The sequence below is a fragment of the Acinetobacter proteolyticus genome, assembly GCF_000367945.1.
Classification (GTDB): domain Bacteria; phylum Pseudomonadota; class Gammaproteobacteria; order Pseudomonadales; family Moraxellaceae; genus Acinetobacter; species Acinetobacter proteolyticus.
This window is the reverse complement of the sequence record NZ_KB849178.1, coordinates 195,160-215,513: the sequence shown is the minus strand read 5'-3', so window position 1 is coordinate 215,513 and position 20,354 is coordinate 195,160. Positions and strand designations below refer to the sequence as shown.

The 20,354-nt window shown below is 41.9% G+C and carries 17 protein-coding genes; 9 read left to right on the top strand and 8 right to left on the bottom strand.

Annotation, left to right across the window (positions count from 1 at the left end):
* Nucleotides 1-165: 165 nt before the first annotated feature.
* Together F993_RS17460 and F993_RS17465 are read right to left on the bottom strand one after the other, a co-directional pair.
* Complete coding sequence (locus tag F993_RS17460) at nt 166-2,301, bottom strand: 3-hydroxyacyl-CoA dehydrogenase NAD-binding domain-containing protein (RefSeq protein WP_004652400.1); 2,136 nt, start codon at nt 2,299-2,301, stop codon at nt 166-168.
* Between the two features lie 10 nt (nt 2,302-2,311).
* Complete coding sequence (locus F993_RS17465; protein ID WP_004652399.1) at nt 2,312-3,517, bottom strand: acetyl-CoA C-acetyltransferase; 1,206 nt, start codon at nt 3,515-3,517, stop codon at nt 2,312-2,314.
* Nucleotides 3,518-3,743: 226 nt separating this feature from the next.
* On the opposite strand from F993_RS17465, the gene F993_RS17470 reads away from it, so the two are divergent.
* Nucleotides 3,744-4,841: an agmatine deiminase family protein gene (locus F993_RS17470; protein ID WP_004652398.1), complete on the top strand. Its 1,098-nt coding sequence runs from the start codon at nt 3,744-3,746 to the stop codon at nt 4,839-4,841.
* Nucleotides 4,842-4,908: 67 nt separating this feature from the next.
* Complete coding sequence (locus F993_RS17475; RefSeq protein ID WP_004652396.1) at nt 4,909-5,463, top strand: shikimate kinase; 555 nt, start codon at nt 4,909-4,911, stop codon at nt 5,461-5,463.
* Nucleotides 5,464-5,484: 21 nt separating this feature from the next.
* Here the strand turns inward: F993_RS17475 and F993_RS17480 are convergent, their stop codons facing one another.
* Together F993_RS17480 and F993_RS17485 are read right to left on the bottom strand one after the other, a co-directional pair.
* Nucleotides 5,485-5,946 (bottom strand): GNAT family N-acetyltransferase, encoded by a 462-nt coding sequence (locus F993_RS17480; RefSeq protein WP_004652395.1) that lies wholly within the window; start codon nt 5,944-5,946, stop codon nt 5,485-5,487.
* Between the two features lie 94 nt (nt 5,947-6,040).
* A complete protein-coding gene (locus F993_RS17485; protein ID WP_004652394.1) occupies nt 6,041-7,054 on the bottom strand; it encodes an AraC family transcriptional regulator in 1,014 nt (337 codons plus the stop codon).
* A gap of 213 nt (nt 7,055-7,267) precedes the next feature.
* Here F993_RS17485 and F993_RS17490 point away from each other — a divergent pair, with 213 nt between their 5' ends.
* The 5 genes from F993_RS17490 (at nt 7,268) to F993_RS17510 (ending at nt 14,658) form a co-directional block, all read left to right on the top strand.
* Nucleotides 7,268-8,386 carry a CaiB/BaiF CoA transferase family protein gene (locus F993_RS17490; RefSeq protein ID WP_004652393.1) on the top strand — a complete coding sequence of 373 codons (1,119 nt, stop codon included), beginning with the start codon at nt 7,268-7,270 and terminating at the stop codon, nt 8,384-8,386.
* Between the two features lie 144 nt (nt 8,387-8,530).
* On the top strand, nt 8,531-9,754 hold the full coding sequence (locus F993_RS17495) for a carbohydrate porin (RefSeq protein ID WP_171065994.1): 1,224 nt from the start codon (nt 8,531-8,533) through the stop codon (nt 9,752-9,754).
* Nucleotides 9,755-9,898: 144 nt separating this feature from the next.
* Complete coding sequence (locus F993_RS17500) at nt 9,899-12,295, top strand: glucose/quinate/shikimate family membrane-bound PQQ-dependent dehydrogenase (protein ID WP_004652391.1); 2,397 nt, start codon at nt 9,899-9,901, stop codon at nt 12,293-12,295.
* Between the two features lie 241 nt (nt 12,296-12,536).
* Nucleotides 12,537-14,180, top strand: coding sequence for a nitrite/sulfite reductase (locus F993_RS17505; protein ID WP_004652390.1), 1,644 nt, complete (start codon nt 12,537-12,539; stop codon nt 14,178-14,180).
* A complete protein-coding gene (locus tag F993_RS17510) occupies nt 14,173-14,658 on the top strand; it encodes a DUF934 domain-containing protein (RefSeq protein WP_004652389.1) in 486 nt (161 codons plus the stop codon). Before F993_RS17505 ends, F993_RS17510 begins: the two co-directional genes overlap by 8 nt.
* Before the next feature lie 64 nt (nt 14,659-14,722).
* Here the strand turns inward: F993_RS17510 and F993_RS17515 are convergent, their stop codons facing one another.
* From F993_RS17515 to F993_RS17525, 3 genes are all read right to left on the bottom strand, one after another.
* The gene (locus tag F993_RS17515; RefSeq protein WP_004652388.1) at nt 14,723-15,166 is read right to left on the bottom strand and encodes a VOC family protein; all 444 of its coding nucleotides are present in this window, start codon (nt 15,164-15,166) and stop codon (nt 14,723-14,725) included.
* 129 nt (nt 15,167-15,295) lie between these two features.
* Entirely contained in the window at nt 15,296-16,471 is a 1,176-nt protein-coding gene (locus F993_RS17520; protein WP_004652386.1) for a thiolase family protein, read from the bottom strand.
* 110 nt (nt 16,472-16,581) lie between these two features.
* Nucleotides 16,582-17,097 carry a GspH/FimT family protein gene (locus F993_RS17525; RefSeq protein WP_004652385.1) on the bottom strand — a complete coding sequence of 172 codons (516 nt, stop codon included), beginning with the start codon at nt 17,095-17,097 and terminating at the stop codon, nt 16,582-16,584.
* 367 nt (nt 17,098-17,464) lie between these two features.
* On the opposite strand from F993_RS17525, the gene omp38 (F993_RS17530) reads away from it, so the two are divergent.
* Both omp38 (F993_RS17530) and omp38 (F993_RS17535) read left to right on the top strand, forming a co-directional pair.
* Nucleotides 17,465-18,523 (top strand): outer membrane protein Omp38, encoded by a 1,059-nt coding sequence (omp38, locus tag F993_RS17530; protein WP_004652384.1) that lies wholly within the window; start codon nt 17,465-17,467, stop codon nt 18,521-18,523.
* Between the two features lie 449 nt (nt 18,524-18,972).
* Nucleotides 18,973-20,073 carry an outer membrane protein Omp38 gene (gene omp38, locus F993_RS17535; protein ID WP_004652383.1) on the top strand — a complete coding sequence of 367 codons (1,101 nt, stop codon included), beginning with the start codon at nt 18,973-18,975 and terminating at the stop codon, nt 20,071-20,073.
* Nucleotides 20,074-20,191: 118 nt separating this feature from the next.
* On the opposite strand, the gene F993_RS20445 is transcribed toward omp38 (F993_RS17535), so the two are convergent.
* Nucleotides 20,192-20,350 (bottom strand): hypothetical protein, encoded by a 159-nt coding sequence (locus F993_RS20445; RefSeq protein ID WP_004652381.1) that lies wholly within the window; start codon nt 20,348-20,350, stop codon nt 20,192-20,194.
* Nucleotides 20,351-20,354: the final 4 nt, after the last annotated feature.

The following is a 20,354-nucleotide window of genomic DNA, read 5'->3' as shown; positions in this document are numbered from 1 at the left end:
AGAAATTTCCAAATGATGCAAAAAAATAAAGCAGAATTGCTAAAGTTATAGCATAAATTGTGATGCATTACTCAGATGTTTTGCTGTGATTTTGTCGAGTGCATAAAAAAGCCCGTATAGACAAGGAGTTCCATACGGACCTTAATTGGCTTGGCTCAATCGAGATTATTGAATCACAGTATTTTGCTGTGCTTTTTCTTTCAATAATTTTGGAGGTGTGAAACGTTCACCATATTGTGCCGCCAGTTGCTCAGCACGTTGTAAGGATTTTTGAATGCCATTTTGATTCAGGAATTGAATAGCGCCGCCTGTCCAAGGGGCAAAGCCAATTCCAAAAATCGAGCCGACATTGGCATCAATCACAGATTCTAAAACACCTTCTTCATAGCAGCGTAAAGTATCTAGTGCTTGTACAAATAGGAAACGGTCAATCATGTCTTGTTCAGAAATGTTGTTATCTTTCTGCCAGCGACTGAGTCCATCCCATAAATGTTTTTTACCATTTTCAGGGTAGTCATAAAAACCTGCACCCGCAGCCTTACCTTTACGGTTCAGCTCATGAATCATGGTGTGTACCACCTCATCTACAGGGGTTTTCGGTAAATCTTTGCCTTCCGCTTGCAGGGCTTTACGGGTTTCTGCTGCGACATGTTCAGTCAAGGTCAGAGAGACTTCATCCTGAATCGCCAATGGGCCAACCGGCATACCTGCTTTCAGTGCTGCCATTTCAATTTTGGCTGGATGTACGCCTTCTGCAAGTAGACGCATCCCTTCTTGAATGAAGGTACCAAACACACGACTGGTGAAGAAGCCACGGCTGTCATTCACTACAATTGGGGTTTTGGCAATTTGCTGGACAAAGTCGTAAGCCTTCGCCAATGTGTCAGCAGAGGTCTGTTTACCTTTGATAATTTCAACCAACTGCATTTTATCGACTGGGCTAAAGAAATGAAGTCCAATGAACTTTTGAGCATCTTTACTCGCCGTCGCCAAACCAGTGATGGGTAGGGTCGAGGTATTCGATGCAAAGATTCCACCTTCAGCCAAATATTGTTCAGCTTCTTGAGTCACTTTGGCTTTTAACTCTTGGTTTTCGAATACCGCTTCGATGATTAAGTCACAGCCTTGCAAGTCTGCTGCATCTGCCGTTGCAGTGATCAGTGCTAAGACTTGGTCACGTTTTTCTGCGTTCATACGACCTTGTGAAACACGTTTATCCAAAAGTTTCTGTGAATAAGCTTTGCCTTTTTCTGCATTTTCAACAGAGACATCTTTCAGGATTACAGGGATGCCTTTGATTGCAGTTGAGTAAGCAATGCCTGCCCCCATCATCCCCGCACCTAACACACCGACTTTAGTCGCTTGCCATTTTGCAACATCCGCAGGGCGACTTGCGCCAGACTTGATTGCATTGAGACCATGCCAAAAAGTGCCGATCATATTTTTAGAAATTTGACCGACCGTGAGTTGAGTAAAGTAACGTGATTCGATACGCAAAGCGGTATCAACATCAACCTGCGCACCTTCTACTGCTGCCGCCATGATCGCTTCAGGCGCAGGGTAACAGCCTTTGGTTTTATCACGTAGCATCGCAGGGGCAATTGCAAGCACTTGTGCTACAGCTGGAGTTTTCGGATCGCCACCCGGAATCTTGTAGCCTTTGACATCAAAAGGTTGTTGAGATTTAGGATTGGCTTTGACCCAAGCAATCGCCTTATCTAATAGCTCTTGTTCATTCTCAGCAGTGTCATGTACCAGACCCAGTGATTTTGCTTTATCCACACCAAATTGCGTACCTTCCATCAAGAAAGGAAACGCATTTTGTAAACCAAGCAAACGTACCATACGCACGATACCGCCACCACCTGGCAGCAAGCCTAAGGTCACTTCTGGCAAACCAAATTTGGTTTTTGGATCATTGATGGCAATACGGTAATGACAGCCTAAAGCAATTTCCCAACCGCCACCGAGCGCCGTACCATTTAAGGCAGCAACAACAGGGACACCTAAAGTTTCAATCGCACGTAAGTCGCCCTTGAGCTCTTCAATCATTTTGAAAAATTCAGTGGCGTGTTCAGGTTGTACTTGAATCAGCTCATCCAAGTCACCACCAGCAAAGAAGGTTTTCTTGGCAGAACGGAAAATAATACCTTTTAGATCCGTTTCTGTTTTAAGCTTTTGGCTGACGTTATTGAGTGAATCACGGAATTCTGCATTCATGGTATTGGCAGATTGACCCGATGAATCAAGAGTAAGAATTACAATATTGTCAGCGTTTTTTTCGTATTTAATAGCGCTCATGTTGTGCTCCTTACACTAACTCAATAATGGTGGCGATCCCCATTCCACCACCAACACATAATGTGGCTAGGCCACGTTTTTTACCTTGACGCTCTAACTCATCCAGCAAGGTGCCTAAAATCATGGCGCCCGTTGCGCCCAATGGATGACCCATCGCAATTGCACCACCATTGACGTTGACTTTCTCGGCTGGAACCTTGAGCTCATTGATAAAACGCATCACTACGGCCGCAAAGGCTTCATTGACTTCAAACAGATCAATATCATCAATCGTTAGGCCAGCTTTGGCTAGGGCTTTACGTGCAGCAGGCGCAGGACCTGTGAGCATGATGGTCGGGTCTGTACCCACCAATGCCGTTGCCAACACTTTGGCACGTGGTTTTAAGCCTTGTTCTTTAACGGCTTTTTCAGAAGCCAATAACACCACCGCAGCACCATCAACGATGCCTGATGAGTTACCTGCATGATGCACATGGTTAATTTTTTGTGCTTCAGGATACTTCTGTAGCGCAACCGCATCGAAGCCCATTTGTCCCATCATTTCAAAGCTGGCATTCAGTTTTGCCAAGCCTTCAACGGTGGTAGTACCTCGAATAAATTCATCTTTTTCTAAGATCATCACACCCGAATGGTCTTTAACAGGCACGACTGATTTATCAAAATAACCTTTGGCCTGTGCTGCCGCTGCTTTTTGTTGTGAGCCGACTGCAAAAGCATCGACATCTTCGCGGCTATAGCCATCTAAAGTGGCAATTAAGTCTGCGCCAACACCTTGTGGTACAAAAGAAGATTTTAAGTTGGTTTCAGGGTCAAGTGCCCAAGGACCACCATCAGAACCCATTGGGATACGTGACATGGATTCCACACCGCCGGCAACTACCACATCTTCCCAACCAGAGCGGACTTTTTGTGCTGCCAAATTGACCGCTTCCAAACCAGATGCGCAAAAACGGTTGATTTGCACGCCTGCAACATCATCATTCCAACCCGCTGCAATGGCCGCAGTTTTAGCAATATCACCGCCTTGATCGGCAATTGGTGTGACACAACCTAAGACGATGTCATCGACTTTTGACGTATCAAGTTGATGGCGTTGTTGTAATTCATTCAGTAATGATGTCAGTAAAGTAATCGGTTTGACTTCATGCAGTGAGCCATCTTTTTTCCCTTTTCCGCGTGGTGTGCGAATGGCATCAATAATGTAGGCCTCGCTCATAGGTTTTCCTTGTATCACCTTAAAATTGTTATTTATCGAGTGTACTCAATTTAAGTGTCAGTGCAATGATGATAAACATTGGCAAGTTTGATGCTTTTCGCCAATTTGATAGATTGCGTGAGTGATCAAGCCAAGTGTTAATTTTGCTGTTTTTCTGTGTGGCTTAAGACATCTTCGATTAGACTAGCATTTGGAAATGATTGATAGAAAAGATGGGCGAAAGCACATGATAAAACGAATGCGTCACTATGCTGTCATGGGATTGGTCTTGTCACTTTTGGGATGTGATTCATCTGGACGGAATGTTGAAAATAACAAAGCAATCGAGGATAAAAACAAGGTGAGCCAAACCCATTCAAATCAAGTCGCTGACGACAGAATGTTATTGGTGTTGTCTGCGCCGTCTGTGCATGATCCGTATTACAAATCCGCTTTTCAACGAATTGTAGATTTTCAGATTGATTATGCAAAATCGATTTTGGGCAATGACAATGTGGTCATTGTGGTAGATAAAGACACTAAGCCGTATTTCACTGGCAAAGTGCCTGAAGATATTTTACTGGTAGATGATGTCCGTGATATCTGGATGCGCGACTTCACCACGGTCAATCCAATGCAACCGGTGCAATTTACCTATACTTGGGCCTCGATGACCAAGAAACAAAGTAAAGATGTGCAAAAAAGTTTTAATCAGTTTGCGGACCGTTATCAAATTCAAAGAGCCAAAACTGATTTGATGATTGATGGAGGGAATTTGGTTGATGACTATGCAGGACGTGTGATTACCACCACGCGGTTTATGGAAGATAATGAACTTAGCTATAGTGAAGCCAAACAGGAATTAAAAACCACGTTGGGTGCAACCGAAGTTGCCATTTTAGAACCAGATGAAGAAGTGCTGGCACATTCAGATGGCATGGTCAGTTGGGTAGATAAAAATACATTGCTTGTGAATGACTATTCAAAAACACCTTCATTTAGAACAACCGTGATGAAGGAGTTAAAGGCTTCATTTCCAACTGCAAAAATTGTCGAAGTGCCTGTTGAATATAAGACCAATCCCAAAGGTCAGTGGGAAGGTTTTGAGTCTGCATGTGGTGTGAATTTAAATGCCACGGTCACACATCACAATATTTATGTGCCAACCTTTAATATGCCGCATGACCAAAAAGCACTCACGATCATCAAGCAAAATACCAGCAAGAAAGTCATTCCCGTAAATGCTGAAAGTGTCTGTCCAATGGGCGGCAGTGTGCGTTGTCTCACTTGGCAGGTGACTGGGGGCAATGCTGTGAAACTGATCCAAGCGGCAAGAGATAAGTGACAGATGTGTCATTATTTAAATAGGGAGAAAAGAAACATTGAGTGCTTATGAATAACGTTGAGAAGCCATGAAATTTATCAATGTCGTCGGCACATCTGCTGCTGGAAAAACCACTTTTGCTCGTCAACTTGCTCAAAAGCTAGGATTGTCTTACATTGAAATGGATGATTTATTTTGGCTGGATGATTGGCAAGAAACACCTGATCATGAGTTTTTTGCTAAATTACAAAGTCAAATTGATCAGGCACCTAGAGGATGGGTACTTGATGGTAATTATTCTCGAACACTGGATTTAAAGCTTAAATATATTGATACGATTATTTGGCTGGATTATTCATTTTCGTTAAATCTGTACCGCTCAGTTAAACGAGCAATTAGTCGAGCGGTGACACAAAAAAGATTATGGGAAAATTCCAATAATCGAGAAAGTTTTAAGACCAGTTTTCTGTCTAAGGACTCTATTATTTTATGGATGATTACCCATCATGCTCAAAATCGTAAAAAGTATTTGGCGATGATGAATGATGCTCGATATCAGCATATCCGTTTTATTCGTTTGACTTCGCCAAAACAGACAGCAGTATTTTTAAACGAGATGGATACTCATTTATTTAACTTGTAGAAAGGAGCTTATCCAGACTGCTTAATCTGATAAATCTAAATGAAAGAATTGGTTGTAGGGTGATTCGTTATATTCTGCGAAAGCAGCACCTTCAACAAATCCAAACTTCTTATAAAGTTTGATTGCGGCATCAAAGTGAACGTCTTTTCCTGTTTCTAAACTGACTCTTTGATAGTGACGTTGCTGAGCGAGTTTTAATAAAAATTCAAGCAGTTGTGCTGCGACCCCTTGACGCAAATGATCAGGATGAGTTCGCATAGATTTGATTTCAGCGTGATCGGGTGTCAGTTCTTGGATTGCGCCACAGCCCAGTAATTGCTCATCGTTCCATAAGGTGTAGACGCTAATGCAATCTTTTTGCAGACTGCTCAGGTCTAATGCATAGCTATGCTCAAGTGGGGTGTTTTGATGCAGACCATGCAAATGGATATAAATCAAATTTTGAACTTGTGGGTGAGAAAAGTCAGCTTTTTTAATGATCATTGTTATTCAAGCAAATTGTAGGGGGCTGCTTGATTATTAGCATATTTAAAATGCAGTGTTCAACTATATAAGGTTGAACACTGCATTGTCGTTATTAGTTGTGATGGCCATGCAACTGACGATATAAACCAGGAGTCACACCTGTCCATTTCTTAAAGGCACGGTGGAAAGTACTGGTTTCACTAAAGCCGACTTGTTGTGCTACATCTTCAAGAGTGAGGTTTGGTGTGAGTAATAAATGAATCGCAGCATCACGACGCAAGGCATCCTTAACACCTTGATAGCTTTTACCTTCTGCAGCCAAACGACGACGTAAGGTTTGTGGCGATAAATACAACATTGCCGCGACATCATTGAGTGTTGGCATTTCTTCGCCAATCTGGCTCTTTAATACATCACGAATACGTGAAGTCAACGAGTTGGTATTTTTGAATTTCACTAACAGTTGGGCAGGTGCTGCTTTCAAGAATTCTTCTAAAGTCTTTTCATCTTGACGGATTGGAAGATCTAGATAATCCGCAGCAAAAGTAATCTCTGTACGTGGCGCATCGAATTGCATCACTGGAGCAAAGAATAATGCATCGTATTCATCAGCATGATTCGGACGCTCATAACCAAAATGCACACGCTCTAAAGGTAGGCGACGTTCAATCAACCATGATGCTAGACCATGCCAAATCATCAGCATGCTTTCAGTAATGAAGTGATCAGGGTCTAAAGCTTTAGGAATGTGGGGGACTAAACGTGCTTCATGCTTGTCACGTTCCAAGCTCACAGACCATTCATCTCCAAACAGTTTGTAGAATTGAGAGGAGAGTTCCAGTGCTTGTCCAAGTGTTTTGGAGTGGATGATCAATTGGCACATGATTGCAAATGTACCTAAGCGACGTGGCTGTACATCGAAACCAACGTGTTCGTCTTGGGTCACCATCCATAACATTTTTACAAAACGAGTGTACTGCTCTGGAGAGATTCGAGCCTTCGGTTGGCGAAGTAATTCAGCCTCTATGCCGACATGTGAAAGTAACGTTTCAACGTCCATGCCTAGGCGTTTAACACCTGTTAAAGCCGCATTCACGAAGTGGATGCTGATCGTATCACGGCTCATATTGAATCCTTCAGTTTCTTTACTATTCACGATAATTGACCTAAATAACCGTCTAAAATATCAAATTGGGCAATTGACAAGAAAAATAATTGCGCCCTGTATACATGTTAAATTGCCGAAACTATCAAGGTAAATGGCTGAACATGACATTGTTTTTGTGTTTATCCACACCTAGTATAAAAGAAAATTTGAACAAATTGAGTAAAAATTATTATGCCATCTGCACTAAAGGGATTGAAAGTCCTCGATTTTTCGACTTTATTACCAGGACCATTTGCCAGTATGTACCTTGCCGACATGGGTGCAGAAGTGATCCATGTGGAATCACCGACTCGCCCCGATCTGGTAAGGATTATGCCACCCTATGCCAATGGTCAGGCCACTGCGCACAGTTATCTGAATCGGAATAAGCAGTCGATTGCACTTGATCTCAAAGATGCAGCCAATATTGAACTGATCAAAAATAAAATCTCTGAGTTCGATATCGTGCTTGAACAGTTCCGTCCAGATGTGATGCGCCGTTTGGGCTTGGACTATGAGACTTTAGCGGAGATTAATCCACGACTCATCTATTGTTCGATTACTGGTTATGGTCAAACAGGGGCTTATAAAGATCGGGCAGGACACGATATTAACTATTTAGCATTGGCAGGCGTGTCGGGGCATAGTGGTCGTCAAGATGGTGGACCGCCACCCTTAGGCATTCAAATTGCGGATGTGGCAGGTGGCTCTTTGCATGCAGTGATTGGTATTCTTGCTGCTGTGGTCGAGCGTCAACGCAGTGGTCTGGGTCAATATCTTGATATTTCCATGACTGATTGTGTGGCGAGTCTGAATAGTATGGCTGCTTCTGCAAGTTTGGCTGGGCAAACGCCTCAAGCACCCGAGGCGGGCATGCTGAATGGTGCAAGCTTCTACGATTATTATCAGACCAAAGATGGCCGCTATTTTTCAGTGGGAAGCTTAGAACCACAATTTATGGCTGGTTTGGCTGCAGCGTTAGAATTACCTGTACTCCTTGCAAAAGGAACATCTTTTGACCCAGAAGATCGTCAAGCGGTAAAGCAAGCCTTGCAGGAAAAGTTTAAAACACAAAACTTTGCTGAATGGCAACATCTGTTCCAAAGCTTGGATATTTGTGTAGAACCGGTTCTCAGTCTGGATGAAGCATTGGTCTCGCCAATGGCTCAACAAAGAGGCTGGGTGGTTGATGTGCCAGTATCGGAAAATGCATCACAAACTGAGCCACAGTTGGCCTGTCCGATCAAGTTTTCCCGTTCGCAAATGAAGTATGCCTTTATCGGTCAGGGTTTGGGTGAGGGTAAATGGTAGAAAATATGTGCGACTAATCACTGATTGTTAAAATATTGTACAGATTGTTAACATTTTGAATAAGTTGTAATTTAAAAATGAGAGTAACCTTTTATACACAATAACATAAAAGGTTACGTAAACATGACAATCTCTAAGTCTTTGATTGTTTCTTGTTTATCCGTTCTATCATTGAGTCTTTTCACACAACATACTCAAGCAGCATCTTCCGCATTTGACCCAAATGGTCAATGGCTGTTTGGTGATTGGAACGGTCAACGCACTGCGTTGCAAGAACAGGGTTACAAATTTTCTGCTGATTACACAGGTGAATTTGCAGGGGTTTTAGATTCTAAACAATACTCAAGCCATGGCAGTGAATTCACTGGACAATTGGCGTTGGGCACAAACTTCGACCTAAATAAAATTTTAGGTTGGCAAGATACTGAGGCGCAGATCACGGTGACATACCGTGATGGACAATCTTTGTCACAAACCGCAGATGGCTTACAAGGTCACCAAAGTTCTGTACAAGAAGTTTGGGGGCGTGGTCAAACTTGGCGTTTAACCGACCTCTGGATTAAAAAGAAATTTTTAGATCAAGCTTTAGATATTAAAGTGGGTCGTTTTGGTGAAGGCGAAGATTTCAACAGCTTTAACTGTGATTTCCAGAATTTGTCACTATGTGGTTCTCAGGTCGGTAACTGGGTTGGTGACCAATGGTATAACTGGCCTGTGAGCCAATGGGCATTACGTGTCAAATATAACCTACAGCCAGATCTTTATGCACAAATCGGGGCATATGAATATAACCCTGAAAACTTACAGCGTGGCAAAGGTTTTAACTTAAGCACAGATGGTTCACGTGGTGCGATTATTCCAGCAGAAGTAGTCTGGAATCCTAAGCTGGGTGCATTGTCTCTGCCTGGTGAATACCGCTTTGGTTACTACTACAGTACAGCGGATGCAGCAGAAATCGAGAATCCTGCCAAAACTGGACATAAACAGGGCGGTTGGTTTACTGCGAAACAACAGTTGACTCGTCATGATGGTCAATCAGATCGTGGTTTGACTGGCTTTGTCAATGTCACGGTACATGATTCAAAAACCAATGCCATTAAAGACATGCAAAATGTCGGATTGGTCTATAAAGGTTTGTTGGATCAACGTCCTCAAGATGAACTGGCTTTAGGTGTTGCCCGTATTCACGCCAATGACAAAAACAATAGTCTATTGGATGAAGAATATAACACTGAGCTGTATTACGGTATTCATGCTACCAACTGGCTCACTATCCGTCCAAATATTCAATATGTCCACCATGTCGGTGCATTGAAGGATGGGGATAAGACTTGGGTAGGCGGGATTAAGTTCCAAACCATTTTCTAATTTTGATACTCGAGCAATTTTGCAGATGCAGTTTATAAAATAGGCGATATCTGCAAAGTTCTTGCTGTGATTTGAACTCGACCATAAAAAGAGACTTTTCTTGCTTTTTATGGATCTAAAATATAAAAGATGCAAGGTGATCTTATGAATCAATCTGCTTCAAAATCTGGGCTTAGAACATTGACGGTGGTGATTATCGCCCTCATTGCTTTGTTCTTGCTCGTTGGCGGTATCTGGCTCGCAGCAATCGGTGGGTCTTTTTATTATGTGATTGCAGGTGTGCTGTTGCTGATCGTGGCAGTACAGCTCTATAAACGTGCCTCTGGTCCATTGTGGGTCTATGCTGCGTTGATGTTGGGCAGTGTGGTTTGGGGTGTTTGGGAAGTTGGGACTGACTTCTGGGCACTGGCACCACGTCTTGATATCCTTGGAATCTTAGGTTTGTGGTTGCTGATTCCAGCGGTGACGCGTGGGATTGATAATCTCACTTCAAGTAAAGTGGCGTTGTCATCGACTTTAGCCATTGCAATTGTGGTGATGGTCTACTCAATCTTTAATGATCCACAAGAAATCAATGGTGTCATTCAAACGCCACAGCCAGCCCAAGCGAAAGCCGTGGATGGCATTGCCCCTGAAGATTGGCCTGCATATGGTCGTAGTCAGGGCGGCGAACGTTATTCTCCATTGACACAGATCAATGATAAAAACGTCAAAGATCTCAAGGTGGCTTGGACATTACGTACTGGTGATTTCCGAACTGAAAATGATTCGGGTGAAACCACCAACCAAGTAACACCAATCAAGATTGGAAATAACATGTTTATGTGTACGCCACATCAACATTTAATTTCGATTGATCCTGCGACAGGTAAGGAAAAATGGCGTTTTGATCCAAAACTCAAAACTGATAAAACCTTCCAGCATTTAACCTGTCGTGGTGTGATGTACTACGATGCTGCCAATACCACTGAATTTGCAACCAGTTTACAGGCGAAAAAGTCGACCTCAACCGAGTGTCCACGTAAAGTCTTTGTTCCTGTCAATGATGGTCGTTTAGTGGCAGTTAATGCAGATACCGGTAAAGCATGTTCTGACTTTGGTCAAAATGGTGAAGTGAATTTACAAGAATTCATGCCATATGCTTATCCAGGTGGTTATAACCCAACATCGCCAGGTGTGGTGTCTGGTACTACTGTAGTGATTGCAGGTTCAGTGACCGATAACCATTCGAATAAAGAGCCATCAGGTGTGATTCGTGGTTATGACGTGAACACAGGTAAATTATTATGGGTGTTTGATACAGGCGCAGCTGATCCAAATGCAATGCCAGGTCAAGACACTCAGTTTGTTCATAATTCACCAAATGCATGGGCGCCACTTGCCTATGACTCAAAACTAGATATCGTCTATGTTCCAACAGGTGTGGGTACACCAGATATCTGGGGTGGAGACCGTACTGAGTTGAAAGAGCGTTATGCCAACTCAATGCTAGCGATCAATGCAACCACAGGTAAACTGGTATGGCACTTCCAAACTACACATCACGATTTGTGGGATATGGATGTACCATCACAACCGTCATTGGCTGATATTCAAGATAAATCAGGTCAAACGGTTCCTGCGATTTATGTATTGACTAAAACAGGCAATGCCTTTGTTTTAGACCGTCGTAATGGTCAGCCAATTGTACCAATTACCGAGAAACCTGTTCCGCAAACTGTGAAATGGGGCCCACAAACCAAAGGTGAGTTCTACTCAAAAACTCAACCATTCTCTGACTTTGATTTAGCGCCGAAAGATAAATTGACGGATAAAGACATGTGGGGTGCCACTATGTTTGATCAGTTGATGTGTCGTGTGAAATTTAAACGTCTGAATTACGATGGCATCTATACGCCACCTTCTGAAAATGGAACCTTGGTATTCCCTGGAAACTTAGGTGTGTTTGAATGGGGCGGTATGTCAGTGAATGCTGATCGTCAGGTCGCAGTCATGAACCCGATTGGCTTGCCATTCGTAAGTCGTCTAATTCCAGCAGATCCAAACCGTCAACCTGTGGCACGTGGTGCTGGTACTGAACAGGGTATGCAACCAATGTATGGTACGCCATATGGTGTTGATATCAGTCCGTTCCTATCTCCATTGGGTTTACCATGTAAACAACCAGGTTGGGGCTTTGTTGCTGGTGTGGACTTAAAAACACATGAAGTGGTATGGAAAAAACGTATTGGTACCATTCGTGACAGCTTGCCAACCCTATTCCAGTTACCACCAGTGAAAATTGGTGTGCCAGGTTTAGGCGGTTCGATCTCAACTGCGGGTAATGTGATGTTTGTCGGTGCGACACAAGATAATTACATCCGTGCCTTTAATGTTTCAAATGGTGATAAGTTGTGGGAAGCACGTTTACCTGCGGGTGGACAAGCAACACCAATGACGTATGAAGCCAATGGTAAACAATATGTGGTGATTATGGCCGGTGGACATGGTTCATTCGGTACCAAAATGGGTGATTATCTCGTTGCGTACGCTTTACCTTAAATCCCTCCCAACCTCTCTTTATAAAAGGGAGGCGTTCCCTAATTTAATCCTTACGCCACTATAATCGTGGCTCAGGGTGAGGGGAGATTAAAAGTCCAGATTTATCTGGGCTTTTTCTTTTTGTGGCAATTAGATAGGCTTATCAATAAAACCGTTATTAAATATGCAAAAAAAGCATTTTGTTGATGAATAAAAGCTCGCTATGCTAGTCGCCTTTATAATGAATGACTAGCCATACGCCATGTATTTATATACGGATTTCGATCAACAACTGATTAACCAACGTGTTGCTCAGTTTCGCGATCAAACAGAACGCTATTTAGCTGGAAAATTAACAGAAGACGAATATCGTCCATTACGTTTGCAAAATGGTCTGTACGTGCAACGTTATGCACCTATGCTCCGTATCGCTGTGCCGTATGGCTTGATGAATACTAAACAACTCAGAAAAATTGCTGAAATTGCGACTGAATATGATCGTGGTTATGCGCACGTTTCTACCCGTCAAAATATTCAGTTGAACTGGCCTGCATTGGAAAATGTACCTGATATTCTCGCTGAGCTGGCAACAGTACAAATGCATGCCGTACAAACATCAGGTAACTGTATCCGTAATACCACTACTGACCAGTTTGCAGGCGTGGTTGCAGGTGAGATTGCCGACCCACGTCCGACCTGTGAGTTGATTCGTCAGTGGAGTACCTTCCACCCTGAATTTGCGTTCTTACCGCGTAAGTTCAAAATCGCGGTATCGGCTTTAGAAGAAAAAGACCGTGCTGCGACAGCATTCCACGATATCGGTGTTTATCTGGTTCGTAATGATGCAGGTGAAATGGGCTATAAAATCATGGTGGGTGGTGGTCTCGGCCGTACCCCGATTATTGGTAGCGTGATCCGTGAGTTTTTACCACGCGAAGATTTAATTGCTTATTTAGAAGCGACCTTACGTGTTTATAACTTACATGGCCGTCGTGATAATAAATATAAAGCGCGTATCAAAATTTTGGTGAAAGCATTAACACCAGAAGTGTTTGCACAAAAAGTGGAAGCTGAATTTGAGCACACGCGTGAAACATTGAAGATTCAACCTGAAATCTTGAAAAAATTGGATGAAGAATTTACCCCATTTGATTATCAAGATTTAGAAGATCAGGACTTCACCGACTTATTCGCTGCACATCCGAAATTCAAACAGTGGTTTAACGTCAATACCAATGCACATAAAGTGAAAGGTTATCGTATCGTTACGATTTCTTTGAAGCGTGCAGGGGTTGCACCTGGTGATGTGACTTCTGAAGAAATGAACTTAATCGCAGACTTGGCGGATAAGTACACCTTTGGTGAGTTCCGTACCACGCACGAACAAAATATTTCACTGGTGGACGTATCACAGAAAGACTTATTTGAATTGTGGCAAACGCTTGAACATCACAACATGGCACGTGCGCATATCGGCTTTATTACTGATATCATCTGCTGCCCAGGTGGGGATTTCTGTTCATTGGCCAATGCTAAATCGATTCCAATTTCAGAAGCGATCAGCCGTCGTTTTGATGACCTAGACACTATTTATAATTTGGGTGAACTTGATCTGAACATTTCTGGTTGTATGAATGCGTGTGGTCATCACCATGTCGGAAACATCGGTATTCTTGGCGTCGATAAGAAAGGTGCTGAGTTCTATCAAATTACCTTAGGTGGTCATGCCGATCATGATGCATCTTTGGGTGATATTTTAGGACCTTCATTTGCAGCCGAAGTCGTGCCAGATGTGATTGATGAGATTTTGAATACTTACCTTGATCTACGTACCGAAGGTGAGCGTTTTATCGATACCTATCGCCGTGTTGGGATCCAACCATTTAAGGAGCGTGCTTATGCTTAATACAACGCTACAAGTGCTCTCAAAAGATGGCACAATTGCTGACAATATGTATCAAGTCATTGCTGAAGATGGTGTGATTCCACAAGGTGATGTGGTTGTAACAACTGAACAGTTGGAGCAATTGGCAAATGTACAAGGCAAAAAGGCGCTTTACATTACTGTGAATGATTCACCTGAAACCCATCAATTTCCATTAAATGAGCTAGATGCTATTTTTATTGAATTTGCTGGTTTTAATGATGGCCGTGGTTATTCATTTGCTGCCTTATTACGTCGCCAAGGGTATCAAGGTGAGTTACGTGCAGTCGGTGATATCTTTAAGGATGTTTTAAACTATTTAAAACGTTCTGGCTTTGATACATTTGTGGTGAAAGAAGGCAAGGATATTCATGAAGCTGCTGCTGGGCTTCAGGATTTTACCAACCCTTATCAAGCATCAACTGCAGTGCCACAAGCAAGTTATCAAACTGGCGCATAAGCAAATTGAAAGAAAAAAGCTGAACCAAGGTTCAGCTTTTTTTGCTCTATGGTTAAGACATACTTTACTCATCTAACTGACAATTGATCATCCATTTAATCCCAAACTGATCCGTAAACGCGCCATAGAGTGCACCCCAAAAGGTTTTTTCTAAGGGCATCTCAATTTGGCCATTTGCAGATAAAGCATTAAAGAGCCGTTGTGCCTCGTCTTGTTCATCTGGATCAAGATTAATTGAAATGTAGTGGTTGTTACCTTGAGTAAATACGCTATTTTGAGCGCAGAATTGATCATTAACATCTGAAGCCATCAATACGGTAAATTCATTGATCGGTAAGGAAACATGTAAAACCAAGTTTTTATCTGCTTCTGAAAGGCTGACGCCTTCAGTAGGAGGCATATCGCCATAACGGCTGAGCATCGCAAACTCGCCACCAAACACAGATTTATAAAAGTTGAATGCTTGTTCTGTTTGTCCTTTAAAATTTAGATAATGGTTCAGTTGCATATGGGACTCCTTGTTGTTTTTTTATACACAGCATAACTTATCGATATTTTGACTATAGGTGCATTATTTTTTGTAATCCAAAAAAGAAAAATCCTGCATTAAGCAGGATTTTTATCGTATTAAATGGGCTTAGATTAATTCAATTGCAACCGCAGTTGCTTCACCACCACCGATACATAGGGCTGCAACGCCTTTCTTACCGCCAGTACGTTTAAGCGCATGAATTAATGTCAGGATGATACGTGAGCCTGTAGAACCAACAGGGTGACCTAATGCACAGGCACCACCATTGATATTCACTTTTTCTGCATCTAATTTGAAATCATCAATTGGGCACATGGTTACCATCGCAAATGCTTCATTAATTTCCCAAAGGTCAACCTCTTGCGCATCCCAGCCAGCTTTTTTCAATACTTTTTCGATAGCACCGACAGGAGCAATGGTAAATTCAGAAGGATGTTGAGAGTTAGAAGCAGTTGCAAGAATCTTCGCCAAAGGCTGTAAACCACGTTGTGCAGCAACTTCACTTGAGGTTAAAACCAATGCAGATGCACCATCAGAAATTGAACTTGCGTTCGCCGCTGTGATAGTCCCGTCCTTTGCAAATGCTGGTTTTAATGATGGGATCTTGTCGATTTTTGCACTTAGAGGTTGTTCATCTTGATCAACAACAACATCACCTTTACGGGTAGAAACTGTTACTGGAACGATCTCATCTTTGAAGTAACCTTCTGTAATCGCTTTTTGTGCACGTTGGAGTGAACGAATCGCAAAATCATCCATTTGCTCACGGGTATAGCTACGTTTGTTTGCCATATCTTGGGCAAATGAACCCATCAAGCGACCAGTTTCGGCATCTTCTAGACCATCAAGGAACATGTGATCTTTAATTTCACCATGACCCATACGGTAGCCAGCTCGTGCTTTAGGTAATACATAGGGTGCATTGGTCATTGATTCCATACCACCTGCAACCACGATCTCAGCACTACCTGCTTTAATCATATCTGCTGCTTGCATCACAGCTTTCATGCCAGAACCACAAAGCTTGTTAATGGTCACTGCACCTGTAGAGTCCGGTAAGCCCGCTTTACGCATTGCTTGGCGTGCAGGACCTTGTTTTAAACCTGCGGGTAAAACACAACCCATGATTACTTCTTCTACATCAGTCGGTTGCAGACCAGAACGTGCAATAGCTTCTTTAATGGTAACCGCACCTAATTCTGGTGCTGTAACACCGGATAATGCACCTTGGAAGCCGCCCATTGCTGTACGAGCGCCATTAACGATTACGATATCAGTCATGATGTGTCTCCACACTTATAATTTATAAAAATGTTCCAAACTTAAGCAGTATAGTAAAAAAAGAATTGGAATAAAGTGTTTTGCCCATTTTAGGCTAGACTGAAGAGTTTTTAGCAACTGGCTAACTTTTCAAAACGAATATTGCCCATACGACTCAAGACAATTTTAGTATGATACTGCGGGGATTCAGAACAGTAGACAAAGCTGCCATTGGAGGCAAAGGGAAGGCCATTCTCAGCTTGAAAAACAAGACTGTTGGGACTTCGACCAAAAGACCTAAAACTGAGATGCCCGTATTTATGATTGAGAGGAACAATAAAAAGTAGCATTTCATTCGGATCACGTTGGCTATTCCGATTAAGATCAATAAATCCGATAAAACCTTTATTCCAATCTGTGGAACAGTTCTCGGAATCTGAACTTGGGCACAGCATCACATTTTTATGATAAAGCTGTGCATCCGTTTTTGCTTTTTGTATATGAATTGTGAGGATTCTTTTGAGATTCTTCATTTCATTAGAAGCCATTATTTCACGGAAATAAGGAGCGGCAACGCTGCTCAAAATTGCCAAAATTCCAATAGCGATAATTAACTCAATCAAGGTAAAGCCAAAAGATTTAAACATATTCTACCTATCTATTTTTATTAAATTTTTTATTAACAGTAACTTAAATGGAAATTTTATCTTGCTAGTGAATCTTTCTAAAAAATAAGTTAAGATTTACTAAAGCATAAGCTCTTGAACAATAATTCATTCGTGTAGTAGATGGGAATTGAAAATTTACTGAACTACAACGGAAATTGTAAGAAATTTTGTCAATAATTTACGAGGTTAAAGTTATCAAGCACTTGGAAAATTCATCAAGTGTTTGTATGATTCAAAGTGAAGTGAATGGCTGAAAAAATAATACTGTAGAACATCACTGTTCTCAGGACGAAAAATCATAGGCTGAGCTTACACAACAAACAATTGTTATCTCTGGAGGATATCCATGAAATTGAGTCGTATTGCACTTGCTATGCTTGTTGCTGCTCCGTTAGCTGCTGCGAACGCGGGCGTAACAGTAACTCCATTAATGCTTGGTTACACATTCCAAGATTCTAAACACAACAATAGTGTTAATAATTTAACTAATGGCGCTGAACTTCAAGACGACTTGTTCGTTGGTGCTGCATTAGGTATCGAATTAACACCTTGGTTAGGTTTTGAAGCTGAATATAACCAAGTGAAAGGCGATGTAGACGGTGCTACTCCTAACGCTGAATACAAGCAACAACAAATCAACGGTAACTTCTATGTTACTTCTGATTTAATCACTAAAAACTATGACAGCAAAATTAAACCTTATGTATTATTAGGTGCTGGTCATTACAAATATACGTTCCAAGATGCTAGCTCTACTCAATTAGATCGCGCTGGTCGTGGCCTGAAAGAAGAAGGTACTTTAGGTAATGCTGGTTTTGGTGCTTTCTGGCGCTTAAACGATGCTTTATCTCTTCGTACAGAAGCTCGTGGTACTTATAATATCGATGAAGACTTCTGGAACTATACAGCACTTGCTGGTTTGAACGTCGTTCTTGGTGGTCACTTGAAGCCTGCTGCTCCAGTTGTAGAAGTTGCTCCAGTTGAACCAACTCCAGTTGCTCCACAGCCACAAGAGTTGACTGAAGATCTTAACATGGAACTTCGCGTATTCTTCGATACGAATAAGTCTGACATCAAACCACAATACAAATCTGAAATTGCGAAGGTAGCAGAGAAATTAGCTGAATACCCGAATGCAACAGCGCGTATTGAAGGTCACACAGATAACACTGGTCCACGTAAGTTGAATGAACGTTTATCTTTGGCGCGTGCTAACTCTGTTAAGTCTGCACTTGTGAATGAATACAACGTAAATGCAACTCGTTTGACAACTCAAGGTTTCGCTTGGGATCAACCGATTGCGGACAACAAAACTAAAGAAGGTCGTGCTATGAACCGTCGCGTATTCGCTGCGATTACTGGTAGCCGTACTGTTCTTGTACAACCAGGTCAACAAGCTCAATAATTTGAGTTTATGAACTGAAAAAAAGCGACTCGTCAGAGTCGCTTTTTTTTATGGATATATAGGTTTTTGTAGCATTGATGTAAAACTAAAACATAAGAATTCAAAACTAGAATAATCTTGCCTTAACTTTGGATACATTGTGGGAATTATTTAGTTTTATTGAAAAGATTTTGATACCTTGTTAAAATTTTGATTAAAAAGTGATAAGCTCTCACAGCTTTATTAGATGTTGTTAAAATAGAATTTTCTAGATTTTTGGGAGAGAAATAAGTGGTTTTTTCAGTGGCTGCTCACTAAATGTTGTCAAATGCTTGGAAAATTGATCAAGTATTTGTATGATTCAACATAAAGTGAATGACTGAAAAAGATACAATAAGATTATTTCTCAGTATTCAAAAACTATTAGAGTTTAGAGAACAAACAATTTTTTGTTTTTTGGAGGATATTCCATGAAAATGAGTCGTATTGCACTTGCTATGCTTGTTGCTGCTCCTTTAGCTGCTGCGAATGCGGGTGTAACAGTCACTCCATTAATGCTTGGTTATCACTGGTACCCTGAGAATGCTCAGGATAAGATGCGTGATACTTTGCGTGATCGCGATCCTCAAGGCCGTGGTGATGCTGGAAGTTTAAAAAATGGTGTTGCGTTACAAAGTGATTTACTTGTTGGTGCTGCGATTGGTGTGGAATTAACACCTTGGTTACAAGCAGAGATTGAATATCAACAAACTAAAGCTGATGCAGCTCGTAATGAGAAAACCAATTTCAATGGTCAGCCTTGGGATGCGAAGCAACAAACATTAAGTTTGAATGCAATTGCTACAGCTGACGTATTCACTGGTAACTATGACAGTAAAATCAAGCCATATGCTTTATTAGGTGTGGGTCATTCTAAAATCACAGTTGATAACCCAGGTTGGGATCGTCGTTCATATGATACGATTAGCAACTTAGGTGGTGGTGTGTTATGGCAAGTAAATGATGCTTTAACACTTCGTACAGAAGGTCGTGCAGTGTATAACTACGACAACAAATGGTGGGAAGGTCAAGCATTGGCTGCACTCCAAGTTGTTGTTGGTGGTCACTTGAAGCCTGCTGCTGCTCCAGTTGTAGAAGTTGCTCCAGTTGAACCAACTCCAGTTGCTCCACAACCACAAGAGTTAACTGAAGATCTTAACATGGAACTTCGCGTATTCTTCGATACGAACAAGTCTGACATCAAGCCACAATACAAGTCTGAAATTGCGAAGGTTGCTGAGAAGTTAGCTGAGTTCCCGAATGCAACAGCGCGTATTGAAGGTCACACAGATAACACTGGTCCACGTAAGTTGAACGAACGTTTATCTTTGGCGCGTGCTAACTCTGTTAAGTCTGCACTTGTGAATGAATACAACGTAAATGCAACTCGTTTGACAACTCAAGGTTTCGCTTGGGATCAACCGATTGCGGACAACAAAACTAAAGAAGGTCGTGCTATGAACCGTCGCGTATTCGCTGCGATTACTGGTAGCCGTACTGTTCTTGTACAACCAGGTCAACAAGCTCAATAATTTGAGTTTATGAACTGAAAAAAAGCGACTCGTCAGAGTCGCTTTTTTTATATGAGATATTGAGATGGTTTGACATAGTGGTCTCCTTAATTGATCAGGGGCTATTTATTTGCGTGATTTACCACATCTCTTTTTTGAGTTGTTGCTTGGTGTTTTGTCTTTCACGACGATGCTGAGCTCGCGGTTTTTCTGTTTCATGAATTCCACCTTTGTGTAATAAAGGCGAAAGTGCGACAGGATTACGGACCTTAATTTTTGGCATTTCTTTGAGTTTCATGTGA

Excerpts from the sequence above, each read along its gene's own strand:
- F993_RS17470 (WP_004652398.1), top strand. The coding sequence starts at position 3,744 with ATGATAAAACGAATGCGTCACTATGCTGTCATGGGATTGGTCTTGTCA.
- F993_RS17500 (WP_004652391.1), top strand. The coding sequence starts at position 9,899 with ATGAATCAATCTGCTTCAAAATCTGGGCTTAGAACATTGACGGTGGTG.
- F993_RS17510 (WP_004652389.1), top strand. The coding sequence starts at position 14,173 with ATGCTTAATACAACGCTACAAGTGCTCTCAAAAGATGGCACAATTGCT.
- F993_RS17490 (WP_004652393.1), top strand. The coding sequence starts at position 7,268 with ATGCCATCTGCACTAAAGGGATTGAAAGTCCTCGATTTTTCGACTTTA.
- F993_RS17480 (WP_004652395.1), bottom strand. The coding sequence starts at position 5,946 with ATGATCATTAAAAAAGCTGACTTTTCTCACCCACAAGTTCAAAATTTG.
- omp38 (WP_004652383.1), top strand. The coding sequence starts at position 18,973 with ATGAAAATGAGTCGTATTGCACTTGCTATGCTTGTTGCTGCTCCTTTA.
- F993_RS17460 (WP_004652400.1), bottom strand. The coding sequence starts at position 2,301 with ATGAGCGCTATTAAATACGAAAAAAACGCTGACAATATTGTAATTCTT.
- omp38 (WP_004652384.1), top strand. The coding sequence starts at position 17,465 with ATGAAATTGAGTCGTATTGCACTTGCTATGCTTGTTGCTGCTCCGTTA.
- F993_RS17485 (WP_004652394.1), bottom strand. The coding sequence starts at position 7,054 with ATGAGCCGTGATACGATCAGCATCCACTTCGTGAATGCGGCTTTAACA.
- F993_RS17525 (WP_004652385.1), bottom strand. The coding sequence starts at position 17,097 with ATGTTTAAATCTTTTGGCTTTACCTTGATTGAGTTAATTATCGCTATT.
- F993_RS17505 (WP_004652390.1), top strand. The coding sequence starts at position 12,537 with ATGTATTTATATACGGATTTCGATCAACAACTGATTAACCAACGTGTT.
- F993_RS17520 (WP_004652386.1), bottom strand. The coding sequence starts at position 16,471 with ATGACTGATATCGTAATCGTTAATGGCGCTCGTACAGCAATGGGCGGC.
- F993_RS17515 (WP_004652388.1), bottom strand. The coding sequence starts at position 15,166 with ATGCAACTGAACCATTATCTAAATTTTAAAGGACAAACAGAACAAGCA.
- F993_RS20445 (WP_004652381.1), bottom strand. The coding sequence starts at position 20,350 with ATGAAACTCAAAGAAATGCCAAAAATTAAGGTCCGTAATCCTGTCGCA.
- F993_RS17475 (WP_004652396.1), top strand. The coding sequence starts at position 4,909 with ATGAAATTTATCAATGTCGTCGGCACATCTGCTGCTGGAAAAACCACT.
- F993_RS17465 (WP_004652399.1), bottom strand. The coding sequence starts at position 3,517 with ATGAGCGAGGCCTACATTATTGATGCCATTCGCACACCACGCGGAAAA.